10 protein-coding genes are annotated in these 12946 nt (G+C 73.4%); 8 read left to right on the forward strand and 2 right to left on the reverse strand.

Annotated elements, in window-relative coordinates; translation table 11 throughout:
* The first annotated feature begins 189 nt into the window (after positions 1 to 189).
* The 4 genes from ACYVO7_RS08175 (at position 190) to ACYVO7_RS08190 (ending at position 7340) form a co-directional block, all read left to right on the forward strand.
* A complete protein-coding gene (locus ACYVO7_RS08175) occupies positions 190 to 1800 on the forward strand; it encodes a sulfite reductase subunit alpha (RefSeq protein ID WP_460449332.1) in 1611 nt (536 codons plus the stop codon).
* A 241-nt stretch (positions 1801 to 2041) separates the two neighbouring features.
* A complete protein-coding gene (locus tag ACYVO7_RS08180) occupies positions 2042 to 4762 on the forward strand; it encodes a nitrate reductase (protein ID WP_460449333.1) in 2721 nt (906 codons plus the stop codon).
* Between the two features lie 4 nt (positions 4763 to 4766).
* Positions 4767 to 6230 carry a siroheme synthase CysG gene (cysG, locus tag ACYVO7_RS08185; RefSeq protein WP_460449334.1) on the forward strand — a complete coding sequence of 488 codons (1464 nt, stop codon included), beginning with the start codon at positions 4767 to 4769 and terminating at the stop codon, positions 6228 to 6230.
* A 93-nt stretch (positions 6231 to 6323) separates the two neighbouring features.
* A complete protein-coding gene (locus ACYVO7_RS08190) occupies positions 6324 to 7340 on the forward strand; it encodes a CBS domain-containing protein (protein ID WP_460449335.1) in 1017 nt (338 codons plus the stop codon).
* Positions 7341 to 7352: 12 nt separating this feature from the next.
* On the opposite strand, the gene lhpI is transcribed toward ACYVO7_RS08190, so the two are convergent.
* Positions 7353 to 8330 (reverse strand): bifunctional Delta(1)-pyrroline-2-carboxylate/Delta(1)-piperideine-2-carboxylate reductase, encoded by a 978-nt coding sequence (gene lhpI / locus ACYVO7_RS08195; RefSeq protein ID WP_460449336.1) that lies wholly within the window; start codon positions 8328 to 8330, stop codon positions 7353 to 7355.
* Positions 8330 to 9337 (reverse strand): cation diffusion facilitator family transporter, encoded by a 1008-nt coding sequence (locus ACYVO7_RS08200; protein WP_460449337.1) that lies wholly within the window; start codon positions 9335 to 9337, stop codon positions 8330 to 8332. Before ACYVO7_RS08200 ends, lhpI begins: the two co-directional genes overlap by 1 nt.
* A 94-nt stretch (positions 9338 to 9431) precedes the next feature.
* On the opposite strand from ACYVO7_RS08200, the gene ACYVO7_RS08205 reads away from it, so the two are divergent.
* From ACYVO7_RS08205 to ACYVO7_RS08220, 4 genes are all read left to right on the forward strand, one after another.
* The gene (locus tag ACYVO7_RS08205; RefSeq protein ID WP_460449338.1) at positions 9432 to 9890 is read left to right on the forward strand and encodes an opioid growth factor receptor-related protein; all 459 of its coding nucleotides are present in this window, start codon (positions 9432 to 9434) and stop codon (positions 9888 to 9890) included.
* 78 nt (positions 9891 to 9968) lie between these two features.
* Positions 9969 to 10769: an ABC transporter ATP-binding protein gene (locus ACYVO7_RS08210; protein WP_460449339.1), complete on the forward strand. Its 801-nt coding sequence runs from the start codon at positions 9969 to 9971 to the stop codon at positions 10767 to 10769.
* Positions 10766 to 11599, forward strand: coding sequence for an ABC transporter permease (locus ACYVO7_RS08215; protein ID WP_460449340.1), 834 nt, complete (start codon positions 10766 to 10768; stop codon positions 11597 to 11599). Before ACYVO7_RS08210 ends, ACYVO7_RS08215 begins: the two co-directional genes overlap by 4 nt.
* A gap of 72 nt (positions 11600 to 11671) precedes the next feature.
* Positions 11672 to 12931, forward strand: a complete 1260-nt coding sequence (locus ACYVO7_RS08220) for an aminopeptidase (RefSeq protein WP_460449341.1) — start codon at positions 11672 to 11674, stop codon at positions 12929 to 12931.
* The last annotated feature ends 15 nt before the right edge of the window (positions 12932 to 12946 follow it).

The following is a 12946-nucleotide window of genomic DNA, read 5'->3' on the forward strand; positions in this document are numbered from 1 at the left end:
CGGGCCCGCCATCCTCAACCTCCCTCATCCTGAGGAGCGCCCGCAGGGCGCGTCTCGAAGGACGAGGGGTTCCAGAGCGCTCGATCATGCCGCCGGGCTGGAGTCCCTCGTCCTTCGAGAGGCAGGCCCCAGCTGGCCTGCTCCTCAGGATGAGGGGTTTGGAGCTGTTGGTTCGCCCTGGAGCCGATCATGAGCATCACCATGCCCGCCTCCTTCCCGGCCCCGGTCCTGCCCGACAGCGCGCCGTTTTCGCCCGAGCAGCGCTCCTGGCTGAATGGCTTCTTCGCGGGCCTCCTGTCGCTCGACGGCGGTCCGACCGCGCTCTCGGCCGCCGAGGGCGCGAGCCTGCTGCAGGGCCCGCCTGCCGCCGAGGAGGACGACGGCGCGCCCTGGCACGACCAGACGCTGCCAATCGGCGATCGCATGAAGCTCGCCGAAGGCAAGCCTCTGGCCCGGCGCATGATGGCCGCCATGGCGCAGCAGGATTGCGGCCAGTGCGGCTATGTCTGCGAAACCTACGCCAAGGCCCTGGCCGACGGCGCCGAGAAGCGGCTGAACCTCTGCGCCCCCGGCGGCAAGGAAACGAACCGCATGCTGAAGAAGCTGGCGGAGGAGCTTGGCGACGCTCCGGCCGTCGCGGCTCCGGCGGCCATTGCGGGCGCCAAGGCCCCGGCCGAGGAGCCGCGCGGCTATTCGCGCGATGCGCCGGCTCCCGCCGTGTTCCTGTCCCGCCGCCGCCTCAACCGGGAGGGCTCCGCCAAGGAGACCCACCATATCGAGTTCGACCTCAGCCGCGCCGGCGTCGCCTACGAGCCCGGCGACGCCTTCGGCATCTACCCGAACAACCCGGTCGCCCTGGTGAAGAGCATCGGGCGCCATCTCGGCATCCCGCTGGGCGAGCCGATCAGCGCCGAAGGGCAGACGCGCAGCCTGGGCGACTGGCTCACCCACGTGAAGGCGCTCTCGCCGGCGCCCGACGCGCTCTTCGCGCTGCTGGCGCAGGAAGCCGCCGACGCCGGCGAGAAGGCGCGGCTGTCCCGCATGGCCGAAGGCGAGGGGGCCGACGGCTACGACGTGCTGGCCGCGCTCCACGCCTTCCCGCATCTGGCGCCGTCTCCCTACCGGCTGATCGAGGCGCTCGATCCGCTCGCGCCGCGGCTCTACTCGATCTCCTCGTCGCCCCGCGCCAATCCGGGCCGCGTCAGCCTTACGGTGGACGTGGTGCGCTACCAGGTCGAGGAGCGCGTGCGCTTCGGCGTCGCCTCCACCTTCCTGGGCGAGCGCGTGCGGGAGGGCGACCCCGTCCGCATCTACATCCAGAAGGCCCACGCCTTCGGCCTGCCCCAGGACCCGGCGACGCCCATCATCATGGTCGGCCCCGGCACCGGGATCGCGCCCTTCCGCGCCTTCCTGCAGGACCGGCTGGTGACGCGCGCCAAGGGAGACGCCTGGCTCTTCTTCGGCCACCAGCGTGAGGCGTCGGATTTCTTCTACCGGGAGGAACTGGAGGAGTTCCAGGCCAAGGGCGCCCTGACCCGCCTCTCCACCGCGTGGTCCCGCGACGCCGGCCCCAAGACCTACGTCCAGGACCGCATGCGCGAGCAGGGGGCCGACCTGGCCGACTGGCTGGACCGCGGCGCCCATTTCTACATCTGCGGCGACGCCAGCCGCATGGCCAAGGACGTCGAAACCGCGCTCGTCGACATCCTGGTCGCCCACAGGGGTCAGGACGAAGCCGCCGCCCGCGCCGCCATCGCCGTCATGAAGGCCGACGGGCGCTACCAGGCGGACGTGTATTGATGCGCATCGAAGCTGAAAGCGCGATCCTCCAAACCCCTCATCCTGAGGAGCCATGCGTCAGCATGGCGTCTCGAAGGACGAGGGGGTCCAGAGCGCTCGAAGATCGAGCCTGGTGGAGTCCCTCGTCCTTCGAGACGCATCGCCCGAGGGCGATGCTCCTCAGGATGAGGGCGTTGGAGCGGTCTTCGACGCTTTTTCGGGGTGCGCGCGGAAGGTCAGCCGCCGTCCTGGGCTCAACGCCATGACCGCCACCCGCACAACCTGCCCCTATTGCGGCGTCGGCTGCGGGGTTCTCGCCACGCCGGACGGGCGGGGCGGCGCCGGCATCGCGGGCGATCCGGAGCATCCGGCGAATTTCGGGCGGCTTTGCTCCAAGGGGTCGGCGCTGGGCGAGACGCTCGGCCTCGAGACCCGCCTGCTCCATCCCATGATGCGCGACGGCCGCGGCGCGCTTCGCCGCGCCCGCTGGGACGCGGCGCTTGACCGCGTCGCCGAAGGCTTCGCGACGGCCATTCGCCGGCATGGCCCGGACAGCGTCGCCTTCTATCTCTCCGGCCAGTTGCTGACGGAGGACTATTACGTCGCCAACAAGCTCATGAAGGGCTTCATCGGCTCGGCCAATGTCGACACCAATTCGCGCCTGTGCATGGCCTCGTCGGTCGCCGGCCACAAGCGGGCCTTCGGCTCGGACACGGTGCCGGGCGCTTATGAGGATCTCGACCGCGCCGACCTGCTGGTGCTCGTCGGCTCCAACGCCGCCTGGTGCCACCCCATCCTGCACCAGCGCATGCAGGCCGCCCGCCAGGCGCGCGGCGCGACGCTCGTCGTCATCGACCCGCGCGGCTCGGCGACCGGGGAGGGGGCCGACCTGCATCTCCCCGTCCGGCACGGGCAGGACGCGACGCTCTTCGCCGGCCTGCTCGTCCACCTGGCCGACCAGTCGCGGATCGACCGCGCCTATGTCGACGCCCACACGGCCGGCTTCGACGAGGCGCTCGCCGCCGCCCGCATCCTCGCGCCGGACCTGGAGACCGCCGCCGCGCGCACCGGCGTTCCTGCCGCCGATCTCGCGCGCTTCTATGCGCTGTGGGCCGGGACCGAGCGGGTGGTCACCCTCTACTCCCAGGGCGTCAACCAGGCCGCGCAGGGCGTCGACAAGGTCAACGCCATCCTGAACTGTCATTTGGCCACGGGGCGGATCGGGCGCGAGGGCATGGGGCCGTTCTCGCTGACGGGCCAGCCCAACGCCATGGGCGGGCGCGAGGTCGGCGGCCTCGCCAATCAGCTCGCCGCCCATATGGGGTTCTCGCCCGAGGAGGTCGCCCGCGTCGGCGCGTTCTGGGGCGCGCCCCGGATGGCGACCCGGGAGGGCCTCAAGGCCGTCCAGCTTTTCGAGGCCGTCGAGCGGGGCGCCGTCAAGGCGCTCTGGGTGATGGGCACGAACCCGGCCGTCAGCCTCCCCCGCGCCGACGCAATGCGGGCCGCGCTGTCGCGCCTCGACCTCTTGGTCGTGTCGGAGAACGTCGCCTCCACCGACACCACGTCCGGCGTCGCCCATGTGCTGCTGCCGGCCGCCGCCTGGGGCGAAAAGGACGGCACGGTCACCAATTCCGAGCGCCGCATCTCGCGCCAGCGGGCCTTCCTGCCGCTGCCCGGCGAGGCGAAGCCAGACTGGTGGGCGCTGAGCCAGGTCGCCGAGCGCCTGGGCTGGGGCGACGCCTTCGCGTATGACGGCCCCGCCGCCATCTTCCGCGAGCACGCCGCCCTCTCGGCCCACGAGAACGACGGCGCCCGCGACTTCGACATCGGCGGATTGGCGGCGTTGACCGGCCCCGCCTATGACGGCCTGCGGCCCACGCAATGGCCCATGCCCGCCGCCGCGCGTCCTTCCCGCGAGGGAGAGGGCGAGGCTGCGGGCTCGTCCTCCGCGTCCGGCGGCGCGGCCCGGCTCTTCGGCGATGGCCGGTTCTTCACGCCGGACGGCCGCGCCCGCTTCGTCGCCGTCGGGGCTGCCAGCGCGCCCGCGACGACGTCCGACTATCCGCTCGTCCTCAACACGGGCCGCGTCCGCGACCAGTGGCATACGATGACGCGCACGGGACTGTCGCCGCGCCTCGGAGCGCACCGGCCGGAGCCGACCCTGGAGGCGCACCCGCGCGACGCCGCCCGGTTCGGCCTCGTCGATGGCGGCCTCGCCCGCGTGACCTCGGCCCATGGCGCCGCGACCCTGCGGGTCGCCGTCACGGCCTCGCAGGCGCCGGGCGGCGTCTTCGCCCCCATCCACTGGAACGGCGAAACCGCCTCCGACGCCCGCGTCGGCTCGCTCGTGCACGCGGTCACGGACCCCGTCTCGGGCCAGCCGGATTCCAAGGCGACGCCCTGCCGGGTCGAGCCCGTCGCCGCGCCCCTGACAGGCTTCGTGCTGTCGCGCAGGCGCTTCCCCCTGCCGCGGGAGGCGTTCTGGGCCTGGGCCGCGATCGAGGGAGGGTTCGCCGCCCGCATCGCCGGCGACCTTCCGGCGGAGCGCGTCGGGGAGGCCCTCGCGGCCGCGTTCCCGGACGCCGAGACCGCGCGCTATCTGGACGCCGCGGCGTCGGTCTCGCGGCTCGCATGCTTCGCGCACGACCGCCTCGCCGCGGTGGCCTATCTGGAGCGGGACGGCGAAGAGCCCGGCTGGTCGGGACTGCTGGAACTCTGGCGCAAGCCGCGGCTGGACCGGCGCGACCGCCTGGCTGCGCTCTCCGGCGCAGCCGCGCCGGCGGGCTCGGACGAGGGCCCGACCGTCTGCGCCTGCTTCGGCGTGGGGGCGAACCGCATCCGCGCCGCGATCCGGAACGGCTGCCGCGATGCGGCCGCCATCGGAGCGAGCTTGAAGGCGGGCACGAATTGTGGCTCCTGCATCCCCGAACTGAAGCGCCTCGTCACCGAAGACACACGGCATGTGGCGCTCGCCGGAGAGTGAGACCATGACCGCGCGTCCGCGTCGGCCGACGCCCACCGCGCCCGCCCGCATCGCCCCCCTCGCAGCCCTTCCGCTGTTCCACAAGCTGGAGGGGCGCAGGGTCGTGCTGGCCGGCGAGAGCGACGGCGTCGCCTGGAAGGCCGAGCTCCTGGCCGCCGCCGGCGCGGCGGTCGAGGTTTACGCCGCGCGTCCGGGCGAGGCGCTGGCGCAGATCGCCGGGCGCGACCACCCCGGGCGCATCGTGCTGATGGGCCGCCCCTGGACGCCCGACGTCCTGCGGGGCGCGGCGCTCGCCATCGCCGACGTGGAGACCGAGGCCGAGGCCCAGGCGTTCCGCTGCGCGGGGCGGCTGGCGGGCGTCGCCGTGAACGTCGTCGACAAGCCGGCCTTCTGCGACTTCCAGTTCGGGTCCATCGTCAACCGCTCGCCGCTGGTGATCGGCATCTCCACCGACGGCGCCGCGCCGGTGTTCGGCCAGGCCGTCCGGGCCCGCATCGAGGCGCTGCTGCCCGACGGCCTCAAGGCCTGGGCCGAGGCCGCCAAAGCCTGGCGCCCCTTCGTGCAGGACAGGGCTCTGCCCTTCCGCCTGCGCCGCGCCTTCTGGGAGCGCTTCACCGACCGCGCGCTGGCCGACCCGAACGAGGCGCCCACCGCCATCGACCGCGACGCCATGATGCGCGTGCTGGAGGGCATCGAGGCCGGCGGCGCGCCGCGGGTCGGCTCGGCCGTCTTCGTCGGGGCCGGGCCGGGCGATCCTGAGCTGCTTACCCTGAAGGCGGTGCGGGCCCTGCAGTCGGCCGACGTGGTGCTGTATGACGACCTCGTCGACGCCCGCATCCTTGATCTGGCGCGCCGGGAAGCCGAGCGCATCGGCGTCGGCAAGCGCGGCCACCGGCCCTCCTGCGCTCAGGATGAGATCACCGCCATGCTGGTGGCGCTCGCCTCGTCGGGCAAGCGCGTGGTGCGCCTCAAGGGGGGCGACCCCGGCGTGTTCGGCCGTCTCACCGAGGAGCTCGACGCCTGCCGGGCGGCGGGCGTGCCGGCCGAAGTGGTGCCCGGCATCACGGCCGCTTTCGGCGCGGCGGCGAGCCTCGGCGTCTCGCTCACCGAGCGCAGCGCCGCCCGGCGGCTGCAATTCGTCACCGCCCACGGGCAGGACGGGCGGCTGCCCGCCGACCTCGACTGGCGGGCTTTGGCCGACCCCCGGGCCGCCACGGTGGTCTATATGGGCGTGCGCACCGCCCCGGCGCTCGTCGAACGGCTGCTGGCCGACGGACTGCCGCCCGGGACTGCGACCCTGCTAATCGAGCGCGCCACGACGCCGGAGCAGCGCGTGCAGTCCTGCGCCGTCGCGGACCTGCCCGCCCTGATCGCGGCGGACCCGCCCTCCGGGCCCTGCCTGATCGTATTCGGCGCCCCGGCCGTCCAGTTCGCCGCCAACGCCGCCCACGCGTCCGGCCGCCCCTGACGGGCGAGGCGCGAACTCCCCCGCCGTTCCCGCGTTGACGCCGCAGCGCGCGCCCCATCGGGCGCGCATCGTCACGCCAGCGAGGGACCAGCCATGCGCATTTCCGAGGTGATGACCCGCGACGCCGCCGCGATCGCTCCGGAGCGGAGCCTGCGCGAGGCCGCCCGCATCATGGACGACCTCAACGTCGGGTCCCTTCCGGTGGTGCACCGGGGGCAGGTGGTGGGCGTGATCACCGATCGCGACATCACCGTCCGGGCGACCGCCGCCGGCCGCGACCCCAATGTGACGCCCGTCTTCGAGATCATGACCGACGAGCCGCATTGCTGCTTCGAGGATGAGGACGTCAGCCACGTCGTCGACATCATGGAGCACCTGCAGGTGCGGCGCGTCCCGGTGCTCGACCGCAGCCGCCGGCTCGTCGGCATGGTGGCGCTGGGCGACCTCGTCGAGGAGCATGCGCCGGGGGCCGAGGAAGCCCTGGGCCGCATCTCCTACCCGGCCCGGCCCGACCGGTCAGGGACGCCGTCCAGCCGCGCGCGGCGCGGTTCGGCAGGCCAGTCCTCCGGCCAGCCCTCCGCCCGGCTCACCGAGGACGAGCGCCGCGAACTCGAAAGCCGCATGCGCCGTTTTGAGCGCGACGCGGACCGGCGCGACCGCCGGCAATGGGACGACTTCCGCACCCGCGACGACAACGGCGCGGATCTCGACCAGTTCGAGCGCCGCGACCGGGAGGACGGCCGCTTCCGGTTCCGTGACGAGGACGACGTGCGCGCCAGCTTCGGCTCCGCCGGCCAGGTCCCGGGCGAGCAGGAGGAGGGCCGGGAGCCGCGCGGCGGCGGCCAGGAAGGCTATGACGCCTATGGGGAGGACTACGGCCGCGAGGCCCGCTTCTTCCGCGACGATTCCGGCCGCTCGAGCGCCGGCCAAGCCGGCTTCGGCGCCGAGGACCGCGAGACGCGCGGCATCCGCACCGTCGCCGTGCGGCCTCGGCGCCTGACCGAAGAGGAGCGCGACCCGGAGTATAACCGCCGGCGCGACCAGGAAGGCCAGGACGACCCGTGGATGGACACCGTCCGCCGCCTGCACGCCCGCGGCCGCGGGCGCTGAGGACGGCGCCGATCAGCCGGGCGGGTCCAGCCGCTCCGCCCGGAGCCGCGCGAACAGGAACTCGGCGCAGATCAGGTCGAGGTGGCCGCCGCCGGCGTTCTTGAACAGCGTCACGTCGTGCGGCGCGAGGCGGCCCGGGACGGCCCCTTGCGCGAGTTCGAACAGGTCGCCCAGCACATGCGAGGGCGCGATCGCCCCCGACGCGAGGGGCTGCGCGATGTCGCCGCAGTCCGCCAGGGTGAAGCGCCGCGTGTCGACGAAGACCCGCGCGCGCGCCACCGCCTCGTCGTCGGCCTCGCGCATGGCGGGCGTGTAGGATCCCACGAGGTCGACATGGGCGCCGGGCGAAAGCCACGCGCCCTGCAGCACCGGTTCGGTCGCGCTTGTGACGCAGGACACGATGTCGGCCCCCTCCACCGCCGCGCGGGGGTCGTCCGTCGCGGTCGCCGCAAGGCCTTCCCGGCGCAGCGACGCCGCGAGCCGTTCGGCCTTGTCCGGCGTGCGGTTCCAGATCGCCGCTTCCGCCAGTGGGCGCACCGCCGCCAGCGCCCGCGCCTGCCAGATCGCCTGCCCGCCGGCCCCCAGCATCGCGAGCCGCCGCGCGTCGGGACGCGCCAGCAGCGACGCCGCGAGCGCCGAATCGGCGGCGGTCTTGCGGAAGGTGAGCGCCGGTCCGTCGATGATGCAGGCGGGCGAGCCGTCCCGCCCGTCGAACAGCGCATAGATTCCGTCGATCGCGGGCCGGCCCTGCGCGGCGTTGCCCGGGAACACCGAAACCAGCTTCGCCCCGAAGGCCGCGCCGGGCCGCCACGCCGGCCACACCAGGAAGTGGTCGTCCTGGCCGGCGCCGTTCGGCTGGCTCATCAGCAGCCGCTCCGCCGCGGGCGGCGGCCGCAAATGGGCCTCGCGCAGGGCCTCCACCAGCGGCCCGAAGGGCGCGAGGCGGTGGACGGCTTCGGCGTCCAGATAGGCGGGCGCGTCCGCCGCCATCACACCACCTCGTCGGGCGCGAAGCGGCAGGGATGGGCCGGATCGCCCGCCTCGATCTGCAAGGTCACGTGGGCGATGCCGAAGCGCTCGCGCAGCGCCGTCGAGGCCTGCGTCAGCAGCGCGTCGTCGAGTCCGGCCCCGGGGCGGACCAGATGCGCCGTCAGCGCCGTCTCGGTGGTGCTCATGGCCCAGATATGGACGTCATGGACCTCCCCGACGCCCGGAAGCGCGCCGAGAAACGCCTCCACGGCCCGCCTGTCGACGGTCTCCGGCACCGCGTCCATCGCCAGATTGACGGCCTGCCGCGCCACGTCCCAGCTGCTGAACAGGATGATCGCCGCGATCGCCAGGCTCGCGGCCGGATCGATCCACAACCAGCCCGTGAGCCCGATCAGGAAGGCGCTGACGACGACGCCGAGCGACACGCCGGCGTCGCCCGCCATGTGCAGGAAGGCCCCGCGGATGTTGATGTCGTGCGAGCCGCCCAAGAAGAGGAGCGCGGTCGCGCCGTTCACCAGGATGCCGATCCCCGACACCACCATCACGGTCGTGGCGGCGAGCGGCTGCGGGTGCCAGACGCGCATCAGCGCCTCATAGGCGATCGCCCCGACGGCGAGCAGCAGGAACGCGGCGTTGATCAGCGCGCACAGGATCGAGGCCCGGCGATAGCCATAGGTGCGGGTCGGCGTCGGCCGGCGACGCGCCAGCGCCATGCCGGCCCAGGCGATCGCCAGCCCGCCCACATCGGCGAGATTGTGCAGCCCGTCCGCAACCAGCGCGAGGGAGTTGGACGCGAGCCCGTAGCCGATCTCCACCGCCACGAAGGCCGCGTTGAGCACCGTCCCGACCGCGAAGGCGCGGCCGAAATCCTTCGGCGCATGGTGGTGATGGCCGTGGCCGGCATGGGCCGCGTGGCCGTGGTCGGCATGGGCCGCATGGTCGTGATGCGCGTGGTCGTGACGCCCGTGGCGGTCGTGCGGATGGGAATGGGCGGCAGGCTCGGTCATGATCCGCGGCACCGTAAGGCTGACGACGCGCCGGCGCCAGCCCGCAGCCAAACCGGCGGCCGGCGCGTTGTCGGAGCGCTCAGGGGAGGACGCCATGCCGGGACGACTGCATGAATTTTTGTCCGGATCGGGCCGGGACGCGCGCGGCCGGACCGTGGCGGACGTGCTGGCCATGGGCCCGGCCGGCCTGGAGGCCTCGCACGACTACATCCAGTGGCTCTTCCCGCTGCCGACGGCCAGCATGGCCCAGCCCTCCTCGCCCGTCCTGGACGCCGCGCAGATCGCCGCGATCCGGGCGGACGAGGCCGCGCTGTCCCATCTGCGGGCGGGGGCGGCCCTGATGCGCCGCTTCTACGAGACGCAGGACCACTGGCTGACGGGTTACGACCACAACCACCTGCGGATCACCCGCATCGTCTCCAGCCTGCGGCTGCTCGCGGGCGAGGACGACGCCCGCGCGTTCCTGGCCGCCGTCGAGGCGCGCTGCCGGGCGGCCGGCGACCCCGTGAACCCCCGCAGCCGCCGCTACTGGGCCGACGCGCTCGCCGGCTGAGGCGCCGGGTCGCCGCCCGCTGTTGCGGGCCGGCGCGGGGCGCGCCACAGTGCCGGCCGCTCGCCGGATGACCCTCGCATGACCGCTCCCGCCCCGCCGCCCCGCCCCGAGGGCGATCCCGACCCGGTCGTGGTCCTGGCCGGGCTCGCCAAGAGCTACGGAAAGGTCAAGGCGCTGGCCGACGTCTCCCTGTCCTTGCGCGCCGGCGAGTTCACCGCGCTGCTGGGTCCCAACGGCGCCGGCAAAAGCACCCTGTTCCAGATCCTGACCGGCCTTTTCGTGCCCGACGGCGGGACCGTGTCGGTGCTGGGCGCCGACCTCTCCGCCGACCCGACGGCCGCGCTGGCGCGCCTGGGCGTCGTGTTCCAGCAATCCGCGCTGGATCTCGACCTCACGGTCGAGCAGAACCTGTCCTATCACGCCGGGCTGCACGGCATGGCGCCGCGCGCCGCCAGGCAGGCCATCGGCGAGGCGCTCGCGCTGTTCGGCCAGGCGGGCGCGCGCCGCGAGCGCGTCCGCGCCCTGTCGGGGGGTACCCGCCGCAAGATCGAGCTCGCCCGCGCGCTGATGACCGACCCCGCTCTGCTCCTGCTCGACGAGCCCACCCAGGGCCTCGACCCGGCGAGCCGGCGCGACCTGGTGGACCATGTCGCCCGCCTCACCCGCGAGCGCGGGCTGGGCGTCCTGTGGGCGACCCACATCGTCTCGGAGGTGGAGGACGCCGACCGGGTGGTGGTCCTGCACCGCGGCCGCGTGCTCGACGACGGGACCCCCGCCGACATCGTCGCCCGCCACGGCGGCGCGTCGCTGGAGGCCGCGTTCCTGGCCATGACGAGCGGGCCCGCGACGAACGAAGCGCCCGCCGGGAGGGCGGCGTGACCGGCGCGAGGCGGGTCCCGCTCGCCGCCCACGCCTGGCGGGCTCTGGTCGCGATCGCCACGCGCGAGGTCGTGCGCTTCCTGCGCCAGACCGGGCGGCTGGCCTCGGCGGTGGTGCGGCCGACGCTGTGGCTGGTGGTGTTCTCGGCCGGCTTCCAGAACGTGCTCGGCGTCTCCATCACGCCGCCCTACGAGAACTACGTCACCTACGACGTCTACATGGCGCCGGGCCTGATCGGGATGGTGCTGCTGTTCCAGGGCATGCAGTCCTCGCTGGCGCTCGTCTTCGACCGCGAAGTAGGCACGCTGCGGCTGCTGCTCACGGCCCCGCTGCCGCGCTGGTGGCTGCTGCTCTGCAAGCTCCTGGCCGGGACCCTGCTCGGCGTCGTGCAGGTCTACGCCTTCCTGGCGGTCGCCCGCCTCTTCGACGTGGACCTGCCGCCCTGGGGATGGCTGACGGCGCTCCCCGCCCTGGCGTTGGGGGGCTTCACGCTCGCCGCCATCGGGCTGCTGCTCTCCGTCTACGTCAAGCGCCTGGAGAACTTCGCCGGCACGATGAACTTCGTCATTTTCCCGGCCTTCTTCTTCTCGACGGCGCTTTACCCGCTCTGGAAGGTGCGCGAGAGCGGCTCCGACTGGATCGCGCTGGCCGCCAGGATCAACCCGTTCACCCATGTGGTGGAGATGATCCGTTTCGCCCTATACGGGCGGATCGAGCCCGTGTCGGCGGCGCTCACGCTGCTGTTCGGCCTCGCCGCCTTCGGGCTGGCGGTGCGCGGATACGATCCCCAGCGCGGCGTTCTCGGCCGGGCGCCGCGCGGGGAGGCGTGAGGGGTTGAGCCGGCGCTCGCTTTCCGGGATGCTCGCGTCAGCACCCGCTTCGCGCCCTCCGGAGATGAGACCATGACCACCCACGCCGTTCCGCCAGTCGCGCTTGCGCACGACGTCAAGCTCGATCGCCTGGGCGAGGTCGCCGTGAAGGTCGGCCTCGGCCTCGCCCCCGGGCAGGAACTCGTCATGACCGCCCCTGTCGAGGCGCTGCCGCTGGTGCGGCGGATCACCGAGCACGCCTACAAGGCGGGCGCCTCGCTGGTGACGACGCTGTTCTCCGACGAGGAGACCACGCTGGCGCGCTACCGATTCGGGGCCGACGGGGCCTTCGACGTCGCCAGCGGCTGGCTCTATGACGGCATGGCGGCGGCCTTCCGCAACGGCGCGGCCCGCCTCGCCATCGCGGGCGAGAACCCGTCCTTGCTGGCCGGGCAGGACCCCGACCACGTCTCCCGCGCCAACCGGGCGCGCTCGCGGGCCTATATGCCGGCCCTGGAGATGATCGCGGGCTTCAAGACCAACTGGACCATCGTCAGCTACGCCAGCCCGTCCTGGGCGAAGGCGATGTTCCCGGACGATCCGGAGGACATCGCGGTCGCCCGCCTCTGGCACGCGATCTTCGCCGCGTCGCGGGTGGACGGGCCCGATCCGGTGGCGGCCTGGGAGGCGCACAATCGCGGCCTCCAGGCCCGGACCGCGCTCCTCAACGCCCGCCGGTTCTCGGCGCTGCGGTTCCGCGGCCCCGGCACCGACCTGACGGTCGGCCTCGCCGACGACCACGAGTGGAACGGCGGCTCGACGGTCGCCCAGAACGGCCGAACCTGCAACGCCAACATCCCCACCGAAGAGGTGTTCACCACGCCCCACAAGGCGCGGGTGGACGGCCATGTCCGCAGCACGAAGCCGCTCTCCTACAACGGCACCCTGATCCAGGGCATCGAGGTGCGGTTCGAGAACGGCGCCATCGTGGAGGCGCGCGCCAGCTCCGGCGAGGAGGTGCTGCGCAAGGTGCTGGAGACCGACGAAGGCTCGCGGCGGCTGGGCGAGGTGGCGCTCGTGCCCTACTCGTCGCCGATCTCGCAGAGCGGGCTCTTGTTCTACAACACGCTCTTCGACGAGAACGCCGCCAGCCACATCGCGCTCGGCCAGTCCTACAGCAAGTGCATCCGGGGCGGCGTCGACATGCCCAAGGACGAGCTCGCCGCCCGCGGCGCCAACGAGAGCCTCATCCACATCGACTGGATGATCGGTTCGGGCGAGGTCGACGTGGACGGCTTCAGGGCCGACGGCTCGGCGGAGCCGCTGATGCGCCGCGGCGACTGGGCGGCCTGACGGCGCGGCCCGCGC

The sequence above is a fragment of the Alsobacter sp. SYSU BS001988 genome, from assembly GCF_054796215.1.